The organism is Arthrobacter sp. LFS091, assembly GCF_047977885.1.
Classification (GTDB): Bacteria; Actinomycetota; Actinomycetes; order Actinomycetales; family Micrococcaceae; genus Arthrobacter.
In genome coordinates this window covers 231,911-248,023 of record NZ_JBFPFP010000007.1, presented here as the reverse complement: position 1 = coordinate 248,023, position 16,113 = coordinate 231,911, and the positions used below count along the sequence as shown (strand labels likewise).

General features: G+C 62.7%; 14 protein-coding genes. 6 read left to right on the top strand and 8 right to left on the bottom strand.

Translation table 11 applies throughout. The features are described 5' to 3' along the window. Positions 1-54: 54 nt before the first annotated feature. The 5 genes from treY to glmS all read right to left on the bottom strand — a co-directional run bounded on the left by treY (position 55) and on the right by glmS (position 8,567). Positions 55-2,367, bottom strand: a complete 2,313-nt coding sequence (gene treY, locus ACNQOP_RS15075; protein WP_416404956.1) for a malto-oligosyltrehalose synthase — start codon at positions 2,365-2,367, stop codon at positions 55-57. Next, positions 2,364-4,670: a glycogen debranching protein GlgX gene (gene glgX, locus ACNQOP_RS15070; protein ID WP_284986494.1), complete on the bottom strand. Its 2,307-nt coding sequence runs from the start codon at positions 4,668-4,670 to the stop codon at positions 2,364-2,366. Before glgX ends, treY begins: the two co-directional genes overlap by 4 nt. Positions 4,671-4,738: 68 nt before the next feature. Continuing rightward, positions 4,739-6,316, bottom strand: a complete 1,578-nt coding sequence (locus ACNQOP_RS15065) for an NAD(P)H-hydrate epimerase (RefSeq protein ID WP_416404955.1) — start codon at positions 6,314-6,316, stop codon at positions 4,739-4,741. Positions 6,317-6,334: 18 nt separating this feature from the next. Beyond that, the gene (locus ACNQOP_RS15060) at positions 6,335-6,682 is read right to left on the bottom strand and encodes a holo-ACP synthase (RefSeq protein WP_235517100.1); all 348 of its coding nucleotides are present in this window, start codon (positions 6,680-6,682) and stop codon (positions 6,335-6,337) included. Between the two features lie 4 nt (positions 6,683-6,686). Continuing rightward, on the bottom strand, positions 6,687-8,567 hold the full coding sequence (gene glmS / locus ACNQOP_RS15055) for a glutamine--fructose-6-phosphate transaminase (isomerizing) (protein WP_235517101.1): 1,881 nt from the start codon (positions 8,565-8,567) through the stop codon (positions 6,687-6,689). 139 nt (positions 8,568-8,706) lie between these two features. Here glmS and coaA point away from each other — a divergent pair, with 139 nt between their 5' ends. Both coaA and ACNQOP_RS15045 read left to right on the top strand, forming a co-directional pair. Further along, positions 8,707-9,678 carry a type I pantothenate kinase gene (coaA, locus tag ACNQOP_RS15050; protein ID WP_211711187.1) on the top strand — a complete coding sequence of 324 codons (972 nt, stop codon included), beginning with the start codon at positions 8,707-8,709 and terminating at the stop codon, positions 9,676-9,678. 4 nt (positions 9,679-9,682) lie between these two features. Further along, positions 9,683-10,525, top strand: coding sequence for a D-alanyl-D-alanine carboxypeptidase family protein (locus ACNQOP_RS15045; protein ID WP_416404954.1), 843 nt, complete (start codon positions 9,683-9,685; stop codon positions 10,523-10,525). Positions 10,526-10,590: 65 nt separating this feature from the next. On the opposite strand, the gene glmM is transcribed toward ACNQOP_RS15045, so the two are convergent. From glmM to rplM, 3 genes are all read right to left on the bottom strand, one after another. Continuing rightward, positions 10,591-11,955 carry a phosphoglucosamine mutase gene (glmM, locus tag ACNQOP_RS15040; RefSeq protein ID WP_257371251.1) on the bottom strand — a complete coding sequence of 455 codons (1,365 nt, stop codon included), beginning with the start codon at positions 11,953-11,955 and terminating at the stop codon, positions 10,591-10,593. 149 nt (positions 11,956-12,104) lie between these two features. Further along, positions 12,105-12,614, bottom strand: a complete 510-nt coding sequence (gene rpsI / locus ACNQOP_RS15035) for a 30S ribosomal protein S9 (protein ID WP_024817562.1) — start codon at positions 12,612-12,614, stop codon at positions 12,105-12,107. Positions 12,615-12,652: 38 nt separating this feature from the next. Further along, on the bottom strand, positions 12,653-13,096 hold the full coding sequence (rplM, locus tag ACNQOP_RS15030) for a 50S ribosomal protein L13 (RefSeq protein WP_024817563.1): 444 nt from the start codon (positions 13,094-13,096) through the stop codon (positions 12,653-12,655). Between the two features lie 273 nt (positions 13,097-13,369). Between rplM and ACNQOP_RS15025 the strand changes: the two genes are divergently transcribed. The 4 genes from ACNQOP_RS15025 (at position 13,370) to ACNQOP_RS15010 (ending at position 16,078) form a co-directional block, all read left to right on the top strand. Beyond that, entirely contained in the window at positions 13,370-14,029 is a 660-nt protein-coding gene (locus tag ACNQOP_RS15025) for a prepilin peptidase (RefSeq protein ID WP_416404953.1), read from the top strand. 324 nt (positions 14,030-14,353) lie between these two features. After that, positions 14,354-14,542 (top strand): Flp family type IVb pilin, encoded by a 189-nt coding sequence (locus ACNQOP_RS15020; protein ID WP_257371255.1) that lies wholly within the window; start codon positions 14,354-14,356, stop codon positions 14,540-14,542. A gap of 94 nt (positions 14,543-14,636) precedes the next feature. After that, the gene (locus ACNQOP_RS15015) at positions 14,637-15,044 is read left to right on the top strand and encodes a TadE/TadG family type IV pilus assembly protein (RefSeq protein ID WP_416404952.1); all 408 of its coding nucleotides are present in this window, start codon (positions 14,637-14,639) and stop codon (positions 15,042-15,044) included. Continuing rightward, on the top strand, positions 15,032-16,078 hold the full coding sequence (locus tag ACNQOP_RS15010; protein WP_416404951.1) for a pilus assembly protein TadG-related protein: 1,047 nt from the start codon (positions 15,032-15,034) through the stop codon (positions 16,076-16,078). The genes ACNQOP_RS15015 and ACNQOP_RS15010 overlap by 13 nt, the downstream gene beginning before the upstream one ends. Positions 16,079-16,113: the final 35 nt, after the last annotated feature.

Here is a 16,113-nt window from a genome sequence, read left to right as displayed (position 1 = left end):
CTCCCTTTAGGTGTTCAAGCGTGCATTGCAGTGACGACGTTGGTCGTTCCGGAATCAGGTGGCAGGCACCAGCAGGGCCACGGGGTAACGCTCAAGCAGCCGTGCAACCGGCACAGCCCCGGCACTGTAGGACGCACCGGTCAGTTGGTCGATGCTGTCCACCGTGAGATCGATAACGGTGTCCCGCCACCCGCCGTCACGTTCGAGCCGCCTGGGCAGCCGGGTGGCTACCGTGAAGGCTCCCCGCTTTTCCGCTCCCCTGTCGAAGGCCACCACATGGCCTGCCGCCGAACCCCGAGCTGCCACCGGCAGGTAGCCTGCGAACAGCTCCGGCCGATCGCGGCGCAGCCTCAGGGCGCGGGAGAGCACCAGCAGCTTGGCCGATTCCTCCGTGAACGCCGGCTTGGCACCGGCGTCCAACTCGGCGAGTGCCGCGATGCGGGCCTTGAAATCCACGGGCCGCCTGTTGTCCGGGTCGGTCAGCGAACCATCCCGGAATTCCGTGCCCTGATAGACGTCCGGGACGCCGGGCATGGTCAGCTGGATCAGCTTCGCCGACAGCGAGTTCGTCGTCCCGAAGGGTTCAAGCTCGGCAACGAAGTTGTCCAGCGCGGCCGCAACTTCGGGGACATCAAAAGCGGCGTCGACGGCGGCAGCCAGGTGCCGTTCGAACTCGGCATTCGGATCGGTCCAGTTGGTCGAGTTTCCTGCTTCCCGCGCCGCTTTCAGGGCGTAGGACTGCAGGCGTCCACGATCAGCCGGCCAGGCTCCGACGATTGACTGCCATATCAACGCTGCGAGGGGGCCGTCCGGAATCGGAGCGAGTTGCTGAACCGTTCCCAGGAACAACTCCCACTCGGGAACAGCCTCCGAAATAACCGAAATCCGGGCGCGGGCGTCCTCGCTCCGTTTGGTGTCGTGCGTGCTCAGCGTGGTCATCGACAACGGCAGGAGCTGTTGACGACGTGCCATGCGCTCGTGGAAAACCCCTGCGGGGATTGAGAACTCGGTGGGGTCGGCTCCCACTTCCGTGAGCGTCCCCAGCCGCGTGTAGCGGAAGAACGCAGTGTCTTCCACACCCTTGGCCATGACCATTCCGGAGGTCTGCTGGAAACGGCGGGCCAGCGGGCCGGATTCATCAAGGAGCAGTGGCTCCAAGCGACGCAGTACGGTGTCGAGATCCGGGCGGTGCCGTGCTGCTTCTTCTATGGACTGGCTCAGGACCTTGGCGCCGTAAGGCAGGTAAGTCCTGTAGATCGGGAAGCAGCAAATGATCTCAGCGAGGGCATCCGCGACTTTCCCATGGGGAAGTTCCAGGGATTCAGGAACCAAACGCGCCAGCCGCAGTATCTCGGAGCGCAGGATCCCATCGGCAATGCGTCGCTTCGTCCCACGGATCATGGCGTGGTAATCAGCGGGCGCATCCGTTCCACGGAGCCGGGCGTCGAGGGAGTTCAGGTACTCCTCGGCTGAGGGGTCCACGAACAAGCGGTCCACATCGGCAAGTGCGTCATAGCCGGTGGTGCCTTCACAGTCGAAGGTCTCCGGAAGCTGTTCGCCCGGTTCAAGGATTTTTTCCACCAGCAGGTATGCCCCGCCGGTAGCCTCCCGCAGCCTGGCCAGGTAGCCTTCCGGGTCGGCCAAGCCATCGGGGTGGTCAATCCTCAGCCCGTCAACCAGGCCGTCACGGAACCAGCGGACAATTTCCTGGTGCGCTTCATCGAAAACCCAAGGGATTTCGACCCGCACGCCAGCCAACGTGTTGACCGCGAAGAATCGCCGGTAGTTCAGCTCGGCATCGGCACGCCGCCAGCCGACCAGCTCGTAGTGCTGCCGGGCATGCACATCTTTCGGGCTGTCACCTTCGGCGTAAGTTCCCTCTGCCAGCGGAAAGGCATGATCGTAGTAACGCAGTTCACCGTCCACGACCTTGAGTTCGTCGAGGTCGTCATCGCTGCCCAGGACCGGAACGCGGATCTTGCCGCCGCCAAAGGCCCAGTCGACGTCGAAGGCTTCGGCGTACTTGGAACCCTGGCCCTCCTTCAGGAGCTGCCACCACCACGAGTTCTGCTTGGGTGAGGCGACTCCCATGTGGTTTGGCACGATGTCAGCCAGGATGCCAAGGCCCTGTTCCCGGGCTGACCGGGCCAGGGCTTCGAGCCCCTCAGGGCCGCCGCGGGAGGCATCCACGGTTGACGGATCGGTGACATCGTAGCCGTGATCAGAGCCTTGTTCGGCCGTCAGGATCGGTGACACGTAGACCCAGTCGACTCCCAAGGAGCGCAGATAGCCGGTTAGCCCGGCAGCGTCCTGGAGGGTGAAGCCCGGACGGATCTGCAGCCGATACGTCGAGATGGGAGTTTTCACGCCTGGTTCTCCTTTGAAGCCGGCTCAGCTGCAGCGTCGCCGTCCTGGCCGCTCTCCTGCGTGGCGGTCCCCTCCCCCTTGTAGTCGAAGGGCAGGGACGTTACGGCGGGAGAAGTGAGCGATGCCGTTTCCGGGGTGCTCGTCTGGGTCAGGGCAGCCAGGGAAGCAGCCACGGAATGATCGGGCTCAACCTCGGGCGTGCTGTGGGCGCGGAGGACCACCAGAGACTTGCCGCTGACCTTCAGGTGCTGCTCGGGCTTGATGACGCCGGCTTCGGCGCCCTCTCCAGCGGTGTCGATCATGACGTCCCACGCGGGCGCGTACTCGTCCGAGGGGATCTGGAAGTCCACATCTTCCTGGTCGGCGTTGAAGTAGAGCAGGAAGTTGACGTCCGTGATGCGCCGGCCCTGGGTGTCGCGGCCGTTGATACCGTCTCCGTTGAGGAACACGCCCACGGAGCGGCCGAAGGCTTCGTCCCAGTCGGACGGGCTCATGGTGCTGCCGTCAGCATCCAGCCATACGATATCCGGGAGCCGCTCACCTTCGCCACGGAGGACCGGGCGTCCGTCGAAGAAGCGGCTGCGTCGCAGGCTGGGGTGCTTGGCGCGCAGGGCGCTCACCGCCGCCGTGAATTCGATCAGCGGCTGGTCCACGTTGTCCCAGTTGATCCATGTGAGCTCGGAGTCCTGGCAGTACCCGTTGTTGTTGCCGTTCTGTGTCCGCCCAAGCTCATCGCCGTGGAGCAGCATCGGTACACCCTGTGAGAGGAACAGGGATGCAATGAAGTTGCGTTGCTGGCGTGCCCGCAGCGCAAGCACTGTGGGATCTTCGGTCGGCCCTTCCTCGCCGCAGTTCCATGAGCGGTTGTGGGATTCGCCGTCGTTGTTGTCCTCGCCGTTGGCCTCGTTGTGCTTCTCGTTGTAGGACACAAGGTCCATCAACGTGAAGCCATCGTGTGCCGTAACGAAGTTGATCGAGGCGTAGGGCCGGCGTCCGGAGTGCTCGTAAAGGTCTGCCGAACCGGTCAGGCGGGACGCGAATTCACCCAAGGTGGAGGGCTCACCGCGCCAGAAATCGCGGACGGTATCGCGGTACTTGCCGTTCCATTCGGTCCACTGAGGCGGGAAGTTACCCACCTGGTAGCCGCCGGGGCCGACATCCCACGGCTCGGCAATGAGCTTCACCTGGGAAACAACCGGGTCCTGCTGGATGAGTTCGAAGAACGTGGAGAGCTTGTCCACATCGTAGAACTCACGAGCCAGGGTGGACGCGAGGTCGAAGCGGAAGCCATCAACGTGCATTTCGGTGACCCAGTAGCGGAGTGAGTCCATCAACAACTGGAGGGAGTGCGGGCTGCGAACGTTGAGCGAGTTTCCGGTGCCCGTGTAGTCCATGTAGTACTTTTGGTCGTCCTCCACCAGCCGGTAGTACGCGGAGTTGTCGATGCCCTTGAAGGACAGCGTGGGTCCCAAGTGGTTGCCTTCGGCCGTGTGGTTGTACACGACGTCAAGAATCACTTCGATGCCTGCGCTGTGCAGTGCGCGGACCATGGCTTTGAAGTCCTGGACCTGTTGCCCGGTATCGCCCTTGGAGCTGTAGCTGTTGTGGGGCGCGAAGAACCCGATGGTGTTGTAGCCCCAGTAGTTACTCAGGCCTTTGTCCTGCAGGATGCCGTCATTGACGAACTGGTGCACGGGCATGAGCTCGATCGCTGTGATGCCGAGCTTCTGCAGGTGTGAAATCACGGCGGGGTGGGCAACGCCCGCGTACGTGCCGCGCTGCTCTTCGGGCACCTCCGGATGGGTCTGCGTCAGGCCCTTGACGTGTGCCTCATAAATGACCGACTTGTGGTACGGGATCCGCGGGAGCTTGTCGCCGTCCCAGTCGAAGAACGGGTTGATCACCACACCGAGCATCATGTGCGCGGCGGAGTCCTCGTCATTCCGGGACTCCGGGTCACCCATGTTGTAGGAAAACAATGACGGATCCCAATCGATCTGCCGGTGGACAGCCTTGGCATAAGGATCCAGGAGCAACTTGTTGGGGTTGAACCGTTGACCCGCGTCGGGGTCGTAGGGCCCGTGCACGCGGTAGCCGTACTTCTGCCCGGGCTGAACCTGCGGCAGGTAACAGTGCCATACATAACCATCAACCTCGGTGACATCTACGCGGACTTCCCCGCCGTCGTCGTCGAAGAGGCACAACTCCACTTTTTCGGCCTTCTCGCTAAACAGCGCGAAGTTGGTGCCGGTGCCGTCAAAGGTGGCACCCAGCGGATAAGCCGATCCGGGCCAGACTTCCATGCGTTCTCCTCTTGATGATGCGAACAACTGTTGCAAGACTACAGAGAACCCCGACAACGACAGTAACCTTAGGGTCTTGTGTGGTCGTATTCCGCGCTGAGCGAACCAATGACGGCTGGAACGGCCTTCATGATTGCTGAGGCTGTAATGGGTCCACCGTCAAAAATGGCAGATGCGTTGGCTCCTGCCCTGCCATGGACGCTCGCCGCGACGGCTGCCACAGCAGCCCAACGGTCCGCTTGCTCCAAGCCCAAGGCAGCATAGGCGCCGTCGTCGTCCCTGACCTCTTCGGCGGACTGCGCCACCAGGGCACCCAAAACGCCGGCCAAGACATCACCGCTCCCGGCGGTTGCCATCCACGCAGTGCCCTCCGATTGACTGAAAACAACGCCCGACGGCGAGGCCACGAGTGTGGTGGCACCCTTCAGCAGCACCGTGGCGCCGGTCAGTTCGGCGGCCAGCCGTACGAAATGCAGTGGGCGGGCTTCCACGTCGTCGCGGGCCACTGCGATCTCACCCAGGGCCGGAAGTGAATCGAGCAGGGAGGCCAGCTCCCCCGCGTGCGGTGTCAGGATCCAGTGTGGCGGACAACGGTCCGGCAGGACGCCCAGCGCTCCGGCATCAACCACCACGGGCAATCCGACTTCCATGGCTTTCTTCGCCGCGTCCCCGGCGCGCCGCAGTTGTTCATCCCCATCCACCCCTGGCCCCAGCACCCAGGCCTGGACGCGACCAGAATCGCCGGACTCCCACAAGGCCTCAGGGGTCAGGGCCAGCACAGCCTTCGCTGCGGCTTCTGGGCCCAAATACCGCACCATCCCCACTCCGGCAAGTGCTGCAGCGTGGACACTCAGGACGGCGGCACCGGCGAACCGCGCAGAACCTGCCACCACCCCAAGGACACCCCGTGAGTACTTGTGCGCGCGGCGATCCGGTGTCGGAAGCAGGGGTCCGAGGTCGCCGGCAGTGAGGCGTCGCAGCTCCGGGCTCACGGAACCAAGCCCGGATTCGATACCGATTGGCACCAGTTCAACCCGACCCGCACAGGCCTCCCCCGGGTCAGTCATCAGGCCGGCTTTGATGCCGCCGAAAGTGACCGTCACGTCCGCATTCAGCACGGGCCAGTGGACTTCCCCTGTGCCGGCGTCCAGTCCGCTGGGAAGGTCGCAGGCTACTACCAGGGAGGGGCGCAGTTCCTGCAAGGCGGCAACCAGCTCGGCTGCAGCCCCACGCAAGCCTCCACGGGCCCCCGTACCAAGCAGGGCATCGATGATTGCATCGTCGCCGGCGCACATGACGGCGAGTTCTTCGGCGTTCCCGGGCTCCAGGCGCAGGGTCCGACCACCGGCGGCGGTAAAAGCAGCCAGTGCCCCGGGATGGACTTCCGGGGCGGCGAGGACCGCCGTCGTGCGCATTCCGCGACGGGCAAGGAAGGCTGCGGCGAAAAGACCGTCTCCACCGTTGTTTCCCTTGCCTGCAAGGACCGTGACGCTGGCGCCGCTCAGCTTACGTTTCCTTTTGACCTGCCGGACTACCTCTTGCGCCAGCCCGTAGGCCGCCCGCTGCATAAGAACAGCGCCCTCGCCGGAGTCCAGGAGCGGTTGTTCCGCATCCCTGATCTGTTGTCCGGTGAAGGCGCTGATCATTGTTCTGTTATGCCTGCCCTAGCCCTCGGCAATAACGGTGGCCGTAGCGATGCCGCCGTCGTGGCTGATGGACAAGTGCCAGCGCTTGACGCCTTTGGCCTCAGCCACGGCAAGTACCGTGCCCTTGACCTGAACGGTAGGCCCGTTTTCGTCCAGCCCGATCCAGCAGTCCTGCCAGTTCATTCCCGCAGGCGCGCCGAGCACTTTGGCCACGGCTTCCTTGGCCGCGAACCGGGCAGCCAAAGAGCGGGTGTTGAGCTCGCGTTCCGCGGGAACAAACAAGCGGTCCCGGAGGCCGGGGGTCCGCTCCAGCTGCTTGCCGAACCGTTCGATGTCTACGACGTCTACGCCAATGCCAACAATCATGCCGTTATTCTACGGTCACGCTCTTGGCGAGGTTACGCGGCTGGTCGACGTCGTAACCCTTGGCACCGGCAAGTTCAGCGGCAAAGATCTGCAGCGGAACCGTGGTGAGCAGCGGCATCAACAGGGTGGGCGTCTCAGGAACGTAGAACACCTGCTCTGCGTAGTCCTTGACCGACTCGTCGCCTTCCTCGGCAATCACCAGGGTGCGGGCGCCACGTGCGCGGACTTCCTGGATGTTGCTGACGACCTTGGAGTGCAGGGAGTCTCGGCCACGCGGGGAAGGCACCACGACGAAGACGGGCTGGCCGTCGTCGATCAGGGCGATCGGGCCGTGCTTGAGCTCGCCGGCTGCGAAGCCTTCTGCGTGGATGTACGCAATTTCCTTGAGCTTCAAAGCACCTTCGAGGGCTACCGGGTAGCCGACGTGGCGGCCCAGGAACAAGACGGACTTTTCGTCCTTCATGCTGCGGGCGAGCTCGCGGAGGGGGCCTGCGTTGTCCAGGATGTGCTGGATCTTGGCCGGGATCTTGGACAGGTCCGCGAGGACGTCCTTGATCTGGCCGGAGAAGATGTTGCCGCGCAGCTGGGCCAGGTACAGGCCCAACAGGTAAGCGGCAGTGATCTGCGCCAGGAACGCCTTGGTGGACGCGACGGCGATCTCCGGGCCTGCGTGCGTGTAGAGCACGGCGTCGGATTCACGCGGGATGGTGGAACCGTTGGTGTTGCAGATGGAAATGGTCTTTGCGCCCTGTTCGCGGGCGTAGCGGACGGCCATCAGCGTATCCATGGTTTCGCCGGACTGGCTGATGGAGACCACCAGCGTGTTGGAATCGACGATCGGGTCGCGGTAACGGAACTCGTGTGCGAGCTCCACTTCCGTGGGGATGCGGCACCAGTTCTCGATCGCGTACTTGGCAACCAGGCCGGCGTAGGCCGCGGTGCCGCAAGCGAGGACGATGATCTTGTTGACCTGCTTAAGCAGCTCCGGGTCGATGCGGAGCTCATCCAGGGTCAGCTTGCCGTCAAGGTCCGAACGTCCCAGGAGGGTCTGCGCTACGGCGTCAGGCTGGTCGTGGATTTCCTTCTCCATGAAGGAGTTGAACCCACCCTTTTCTGCCGATGCCGGGTCCCAGTCAACGTGGTATTCCTTGCCTTCGGCCGGTGCGCCGAAGAAGTCGGTGATCTCCACCGAATCAGCCGAGATGGTGACGATCTGGTCCTGGCCCAGTTCCACGGCACGGCGGGTGTAGTCGATGAAGCCGGAGACGTCGGAGCCGAGGAAGTTCTCGCCCTCGCCCAGGCCTACGACCAGCGGGGAGTTGCGGCGGGCGGCCACGACGACGTCGGGCTGGTCCGCGTGGACGGCCAGGAGGGTGAAGGCACCCTCAAGGCGCTGGCAGGCGAGGCGCATGGCCTCGGTGAGGCTGCCGCCGTCGTTGAGTTGGGTACGGAAGATGTCGCCGATGAGTGCAGCCGCTACTTCGGTGTCGGTTTCCGATTCGAAGGTGACGCCCTTGCCGAGGAGCTCCTGCTTGAGCTCGGCGAAGTTTTCAATGATGCCGTTGTGAATCACGGCCAAGCGGCCGCCGTCGGAGAGGTGCGGGTGCGCGTTACGGTCGGTTGGTCCGCCGTGCGTCGCCCAGCGGGTGTGACCGATGCCGGTCAGGGACTCCGGGATGGGGTTTGCTTCGAGCTCGCCAATCAGGTTGCTCAGTTTTCCGGACTTCTTACGGGACGAGATGGTGCCGTCAGCCACCACTGCGACGCCGGCGGAGTCATAGCCGCGGTACTCAAGACGACGCAGCCCCTCCACAACGACGTCCAGGGCGCTGTGACCAGCTGCCTTACGGGACGAATTGCCAACATAGCCTACGATTCCACACATGGGCTCAAGCTTAGCGGCTCATGCAAACAACTGATGTGGGACGTCCCAGCTCTTAGGCTATATGACGAGAGCCAAGTCACTCATAATTCACCCTCCCGTCGTCGCGCATTTCCTGATCCGCCCCGCGGAGGGCAGAATCATGAGCGTGACTTTGCAACGCACCGAAGCTAATGGCGACGGCGCTTCCCCGTTTGTTGAGCTGGACCGCCAGACCTGGTCCAGGCTTGCAGCACAGATGGAGCAGCCCCTCAACGAAGAGGACATATTCCGTCTCCGGGGCCTCGGCGACCCCCTCGATATGAAGGAAGTCCGGGAGGTTTACCTCCCCCTTTCGCGGCTCCTCCACCTGTACGTGCAGGCCTCCCACCAACTCCACGCCGCCACCACCACGTTCCTGGGTGAGCAGACACAGCGCACTCCCTTCGTCATCGGCGTCGCAGGTTCCGTTGCCGTAGGCAAGTCGACCATCGCCCGCGTGCTCCGGGAAATGCTCAGGCGCTGGCCCGGTACGCCCAATGTGGAACTCATCACCACTGACGGCTTCCTCTACCCCCTGGCTGAGCTGAAACGGCGCCACCTGCTCGAACGCAAGGGCTTCCCCGAGTCCTATGACCGCCGCGGGCTCCTCCGCTTCGTCTCAGAGGTCAAGGGAGGTGCGGAGGAAGTCCGCGCGCCCTGGTACTCGCACGTCACATACGACATCGTGCCCGGTAAGGAAGTCGTGGTCCGGCGCCCCGATGTCCTGATCGTCGAAGGCCTGAACGTTCTGGCTCCGGCGCGTCCCCGCATGGACGGCAAGCAGGGATTGGCCGTCAGCGATTTCTTCGACTTCTCCATCTATGTGGACGCCAAAACCTCATACATCGAGGAATGGTACGTGGACCGTTTCCGCAAGCTCCGCAGTACGGCTTTCGCGCAGCCCGAATCCTACTTCCACCGTTATGCCACGCTCTCCGACGACGACGCCGAATCGACGGCGCGCGGCATCTGGAAGCGAATTAACGAGCCGAACCTCGAGGAGAACGTGCTGCCGACCCGTGGACGGGCCCAACTGGTGCTCACCAAGGATGCAGACCACTCAATCCGCCGTATGCTCCTCCGGAAGGTCTGAGCCCTTGGCCACCCAGCAACCAAGCCGCAGGGCCTTTACAGGCCTGCTCACAGCCGGCGCCGGGCTACTCGCATTGTCAGCCTGCTCGCCGGCCAGCAACACGCCCTCAACCGCTGCGGCCGATACCCCCACTGGATCTCCGAGCCCCACCGTGACGGCCACGTCCGCGTCGCCTGCCGTCACCCCCACCGACGTCGCGGCGACTCCGCTACCCAGCGCCACGCCGTCGAGCGCTGCCGCCCCACAATTCTCCCTCACCGACCCAACCAGCCCCTGGGTGGTGGTGAACAAGCACCGGCCGCTGAACCCGCAGAACTTCGTTCCCGCGGATCTCGTGCAACCCAACATCCGGCTCGCCGTCAGCGGCGAAGCGTCATTGGTCAACAGCACGACGGCGGCTGCCGCAGAGAAGATGTTCGGCGCCGCAGCCGCGGAGGGCGTCATCATGACGTTGGCATCGGGCTACCGCTCCTATACCACCCAGGTAGCCACCTACAACGGCTATGTCGCCAGCACGGGGCAAGCAGCCGCCGACCGCGCATCCGCCCGCCCCGGACACTCCGAACACCAAACAGGCTGGGCCTTCGACATCGGCGACGGTGGGGGCGCCTGCAGCTTCCAGCCGTGTTTCGCTGAACAGCCCGCCGCCGTGTGGGCCAAAGCCAACGCAAGCAAATTCGGCTTCGTGGTCAGGTACCCGTGGATGTTCCACGAAACCACCGGCTACTTCTACGAGTCCTGGCACCTGCGTTACGTCGGCGTGGAAGCGGCAACGGATATGGCGGCACGCGGTATCGCCACCTTGGAGGAGTACTTCGGGCTCGAAGCGGCGCCGGACTACCTCTGAGCGTTTGTGTTTTAAAGAAGAATGGCCCGCTCCCCGATGAATCAGGGAGCGGGCCATTTCGTTTCTTAGACAGCCAATTCGCTGGAAGCGCCCAATCGTTCGCGGACAACAGCTGCAAGACCCGTACAGATCCGCTCAGCAGTTTCCATGTCGGCGGCCTCCACCATAACGCGCACCAGGGCTTCGGTACCGGACGGGCGAAGCAGCACGCGGCCGGTTTCACCCAATGCGAGTTCCGCAGCGGCAACCGCAGCAGCAACGCCTTCATCGGTACCTGCACGGGCCTTGTCCACGCCCTTGACGTTGATCATGAGCTGCGGGAGCTTGGTCATCGCGGTGGCCAGTTCCTTGAGGCTGCGGCCGGTCAGTGCCACCTGCGCTGCAAGCTGGAGGCCGGTCAGGACACCGTCGCCCGTAGTTGCGTAATCGGAGAAGATCACGTGGCCGGACTGCTCGCCACCGAGGTTGTAGCCGCCGTCGCGCATTCCTTCAAGCACGTAGCGGTCGCCCACTGCCGTTTCGAGGATGGTGATTCCGGCTTCGCGGAGGGCGATTTTGAGGCCAAGGTTGCTCATGACTGTGGCTACCAGGACGTTGTCCTTGAGCTTCCCTGAGTCCTTGAGGGCGAGGGCCAGGATCGCCATGATCTGGTCACCGTCCACCTCGTTGCCTTCGTGGTCCACTGCCAGGCAGCGGTCGGCGTCGCCGTCGTGCGCAATGCCGAGGTCAGCTCCGTGCTTTACAACAGCTTCCTTCAGCGGGCCCAGGTGGGTGGATCCGACGCCCTCGTTGATGTTCAGGCCGTCCGGCTCAGCACCAATCACCACAACATCAGCACCAGCGTCCTTGAACACCTGCGGTGAGCACCCGCTGGCTGCACCGTGGGCGCAGTCGAGAACGACCTTCAGGCCGTCAAGGCGCTTGGGCAGGGTTCCAAGGAGGTGGACGATGTAACGGTCTTCGGCGTCGGAGAACCGCTGGATGCGTCCGACGTCGGCACCCACCGGGCGCTGCGGCTCTTGGCCCAGCTGTGCCTCGATGGCGTCCTCGACGTCGTCGGGGAGCTTCTGGCCGCCACGGGCGAAGAACTTGATCCCGTTGTCGGGCGCGGGATTGTGGGAGGCCGAGAGCATGACCCCAAAGTCAGCGTCCAGGTCTGCAACCAGGTAAGCGGCGGCGGGGGTCGGCAGGACACCGGCGTCGTAGACGTCGATGCCGGAGCTGGAAAGCCCTGCTTCGACGGCCGCGGCGAGGAACTCACCGCTTGCCCTGGGGTCCCTGGCGACGACGGCGCGGGGCCGCTTGCCGTTGGTTGCGCGGTCATGGCCGAGTACGACGGCGGCGGCCTGGGCGAGCTGCATAGCCAGCTCAGCAGTAAGCAATCCGTTCGCGAGACCGCGCACGCCATCTGTTCCAAATAATCTAGACATCGGCTCAAGTTTAGACGACGACGGGACACCATCAGTTCAGGGACGCATCGGAGAGTCACACTGGAACCCCAATCCAGGCGCCTGCGGGCCGCCTTAAACGGCGAAAGCCCGCCCCGCCACAGTGGCGGAACGGGCTTTCGTGCAGCGAATTAACGCTTGGAGTACTGCTGAGCCTTACGTGCCTTCTTGAGACCAGCCTTCTTGCGCTCGATGACGCGGGCGTCACGGCTCAAGTAACCGGCCTTCTTGAGGGTTGCGCGGTTGTTGTCGACGTCGATCTCGTTCAACGAGCGAGCAACACCGAGACGCAGCGCACCGGCCTGGCCGGAGATGCCACCACCGTGGATACGGGCGATGACGTCGTAGGCGCCTTCGAGATCAAGGATCTTGAAGGGCTCGTTGACGTCCTGCTGGTGCAGCTTGTTCGGGAAGTAGTTGTCCAGCGTGCGGCCGTTGATGGTCCACTTGCCGGAGCCCGGTACGACGCGAACGCGTGCAACGGCTTCCTTGCGGCGGCCAACAGCTGCGCCGGCAACGGTCAGTGCCGGGCGCTCCTTCTTGGGAGCATCTTCAGCAGCGTTGCTGCTTTCAGAGGTGTAGCTGGTGAGGGTTTCCTCGGCCTCGACGGCTTCGGCGGTCAGTTCTTCGTTCTGAGCCACGGTTCTCCTTGTAATGAAAAGTTGGTTGGTGGCCAGGACTACTGGGCGACCTGGGTGATTTCGAAAGTCTTCGGCTGCTGTGCAGCGTGGGGGTGCTCAGCGCCACGGTAGACCTTGAGCTTGCCCAGCTGCTGAGCTGCGAGGGAGTTCTTGGGGAGCATGCCCTTGATGGCCTTCTCAACAGCGCGAACCGGGTTGGATTCCAACAGTTCGGCGTAGTTGACGGAGGTCAGGCCGCCCGGGTAACCGGAGTGGCGGTATGCGCGCTTCTGCTCCAGCTTGGCGCCGGTGAGGGCGACCTTTTCAGCGTTGATGATGATGACGAAGTCGCCCATGTCCATGTGGGACGCAAAGGTCGGCTTGTGCTTTCCGCGCAGCAGTGTTGCGGTCTGGCTGGCAAGACGACCAAGGACAACGTCGGTGGCGTCAATGACGTGCCACTGGCGGTTGATATCGCCGGGCTTCGGGGTGTACGTACGCACGGTTTTGCCTCGTTCTTGTTCTGGCGTTCATGTTTTAGGCGACACGCAATAAGGCGTGTACCTACTATGTATGCGCTACCGGAGCAGAGGTGAGGGCTCTATGTACCAGTCATCCCAGGATCTCGAAATGCCTCAGGAGTTAGCGACCCTGCAACTGGATCCCCCATAAGGCATGTGTCATCGAGATAGGACACGCACAACGACTCTAAACAATACCTTCAACGGGGCGCCCGGGTCAAAATGGGGTTACCGCACATGGGGGTACCTGTGTTAATGAGGGGGAAACACGTGACCGATGGACTTGCCTTGCCGCTCCTGCTGGCCCTGCCCGGTCTGCTGTTGAGCCCGCTGGCCGAGTCCCTCATCCACGCCTGGCTGCCGCGGCTTGGCGGACTCCCCTCCCCCAGGGTCCGGATCACGACGGCGGCCGTCACCGCCTTGCTGTTTGGCTTGCTCGCGTGGCGGTTCGGCTTTTCTGCCGAATTGCCGGCTTTCCTTTTTCTGGCGCTCTGTGGGGTGCAACTTTCCCGCATTGATTTCACGCTGCATTTGCTGCCGAATCCGCTGGTTCTGCTCCTGCTTGGTGGTGGCGTGGGTCTTCTCGCGACCGCCGCAACGCTGGCTCCTGCGTGGAGCGAGCTGCTCCGTGCCCTGGCGGGTGGGGCCATCTTGTTCGCCGGCTACCTGATTCTGGGACTTTTTTCGCCCGGGAGCATCGGAATGGGCGACGTAAAGCTCGCAGCTCCCCTTGGCCTGTACTTGGGTTACTTGGGTTGGGCGCAGGTACTCTACGGCGGACTGCTGGGATTCGTGGTGGGCGGGTTGCTCACGGTGCTGATGTTACGCCTGCGACGCGGGGAAAAACCGAGGGAGACAGCTCACGGGCCAGCAATGGTCATCGCCGCCCTGGCCGTTGCCGTGGTCATGGTTTAGCCCTGCCTGAGTACGCACTAACCAAGGCTGACTCCCCCCTTCGAAATTAATAAGGCCACTGTCAAAACCAAGTAGTTTGGGTCCCTTGCACCCCCAAAACTGAGTACTTCCCAGCTCGGGCGCACCCCGCCAAGTAGTGCCCCTACCAGGAAATCGAGTACGGCTACGCATTGTCGCGACGGCCACCCAGGGTGAATTCTTATGTCATCGAATTCCGAACCGCTAAAGGAAACATGGGGGTAGTTCGGAACTCGAAGCAAATTCCGATAATTTGCTGGACCTATAACCCATTTTGCATTCACTTTTTCTGGGAAGGATTTTCCAATGTCTACTTTTATGTTCACCATCACTTCGTACATCGCCGGCGTCAAGGACCGCTTCACCAAGGAGGAGAAGGGAGCCACGATGGTTGAATACGGCATCATGGTCGCCGCCATCGCCGTCGTGGTCGGCGCCGCAGCGTTCGCGCTGGGTGGCCGGGTTTCGGCCCTGTTCGCCGGCCTCATCCCGTAGCGAGTCAGGCGGCGGTCGGTCGTGAGACTGCAAAGTCATCACGACCGGCCGACGCCATTTAAGGCATCGTTCTTTCTGGCTCTGGGAGAAAACAATGAAAGCGAGAACCACGGAAAAAGGAGCAGTTGCCGTTGAAATGGCAATTGTCCTGCCCCTACTGCTGCTGATCCTTGTTGGCATCATGGAGTTTGGCCGCGCTTACAACGTCCAGGTGTCCCTCACCGAAGCGGCTCGTGAGGGTGCCCGGTATGCGGCGGTTCATTACAAAGAGGGCAGCCTCAATGTCACCGGCACGGCGCTGGCTGCGGCCCCGGGGCTCAACGGCCTGGGTGTGACTGTCACCAACAACGCCGCAAGCTGCGCACCCGGTGCAAACGTCACGGTGACCACCCGTGTTTCGCTTCGTTCGATGTCCGGTTTCCTGGACTCGGGCTTCTTTGGAGCTCCGGGCATCTTCCCGATCACTATGACAGGAGTGGGGGTCATGCGATGCGGCGGATAACGTGTTCGCCGGCAGATGCCCTTACAGCCGGCAAAGCCCAATGCGAGGACAAGGAGCGGGGTGCCGTCTCTGTGCTGGTTGCACTGATGATGGTGGTCCTTCTCGGTTTTGCTGCCCTTGCAGTGGATGTTGGTGCCGTCTATGCCGAGAAGGCCCAGCTCCAAAATGGGGCCGACGCAGCTGCCTTGGCTATTGCTACTGACTGTGCGGAAGGCACATGCGGAAGCAGCGCCGCCACCGGGAGCCAGTTCGCCAACAGCAACGCGAACGACAACTCCAGCGGTGCCGTGGTCACATTCCCGGCCGCTACCAGAGTCCGCGTGGTAACCAATGCCAGGGATGCGCGAACCGGTGCCAACAGTTTCTCGCTAATGTTTGCACGGGTGCTGGGCTTCCAAACTGCCCAGGTAGGTGCCACGGCCGAAGCCACATGGGGTTCGCCAACAAGCGCCACAACGCTCCCCTGGACCGCCAGCGAGTGCGTCTTCAAAAAGTACCTCTCACCCGCACAACTGGCATCCCTGAATTCGACTGGAAACTTCTCGGGTGAGCCTATCCCGACACATGTGACCCTTCGGTACGACACGAATGCACCGGCCGTAGGGGGCTGCGTTGCACAGAACGGCTATCAGCCAGGAGGCTTTGGCTGGTTGGAGACCAACTCCGGGTGTTCGACTGACATCAGCATCAGCGCCGTCGTGATCGGTCAACCGGGAAACCACTTCCCGAATGGAAGTACCTGCAATTCCGTCCTGGCGCACATCATGGACGCGCCCGCGCTGATACCGCTCTTCAAAACGGCTGCTCAAAACGGCAGCAAGACCAAATACACGCTAGTTGGTTTCGCCGCATTCCAGGTCACAGGCTACAAATTCGACGGCGGCCAAAAGCTGGACCCGGCGGCGCCCAGCTGCACCAACAATTGTCGAGCCATCCAAGGCTACTTCTCCCGTTTCGTATCTCTCGACGAGGGTTCTCAAGCAACGGGTGGCATTCCGAACTACGGAGCATCTGTTGTGACACTCACCAAGTAGGCGCCCAAGAGTGCCTGCTAATAACCACGCAAGAA

Excerpts from the sequence above, each read along its gene's own strand:
- glgX (WP_284986494.1), bottom strand. The coding sequence starts at position 4,670 with ATGGAAGTCTGGCCCGGATCGGCTTATCCGCTGGGTGCCACCTTTGAC.
- ACNQOP_RS15065 (WP_416404955.1), bottom strand. The coding sequence starts at position 6,316 with ATGATCAGCGCCTTCACCGGACAACAGATCAGGGATGCGGAACAACCG.
- ACNQOP_RS15060 (WP_235517100.1), bottom strand. The coding sequence starts at position 6,682 with ATGATTGTTGGCATTGGCGTAGACGTCGTAGACATCGAACGGTTCGGC.
- glmS (WP_235517101.1), bottom strand. The coding sequence starts at position 8,567 with ATGTGTGGAATCGTAGGCTATGTTGGCAATTCGTCCCGTAAGGCAGCT.
- coaA (WP_211711187.1), top strand. The coding sequence starts at position 8,707 with ATGAGCGTGACTTTGCAACGCACCGAAGCTAATGGCGACGGCGCTTCC.
- glmM (WP_257371251.1), bottom strand. The coding sequence starts at position 11,955 with ATGTCTAGATTATTTGGAACAGATGGCGTGCGCGGTCTCGCGAACGGA.
- ACNQOP_RS15025 (WP_416404953.1), top strand. The coding sequence starts at position 13,370 with ATGAGGGGGAAACACGTGACCGATGGACTTGCCTTGCCGCTCCTGCTG.
- ACNQOP_RS15020 (WP_257371255.1), top strand. The coding sequence starts at position 14,354 with ATGTCTACTTTTATGTTCACCATCACTTCGTACATCGCCGGCGTCAAG.
- ACNQOP_RS15015 (WP_416404952.1), top strand. The coding sequence starts at position 14,637 with ATGAAAGCGAGAACCACGGAAAAAGGAGCAGTTGCCGTTGAAATGGCA.
- ACNQOP_RS15010 (WP_416404951.1), top strand. The coding sequence starts at position 15,032 with ATGCGGCGGATAACGTGTTCGCCGGCAGATGCCCTTACAGCCGGCAAA.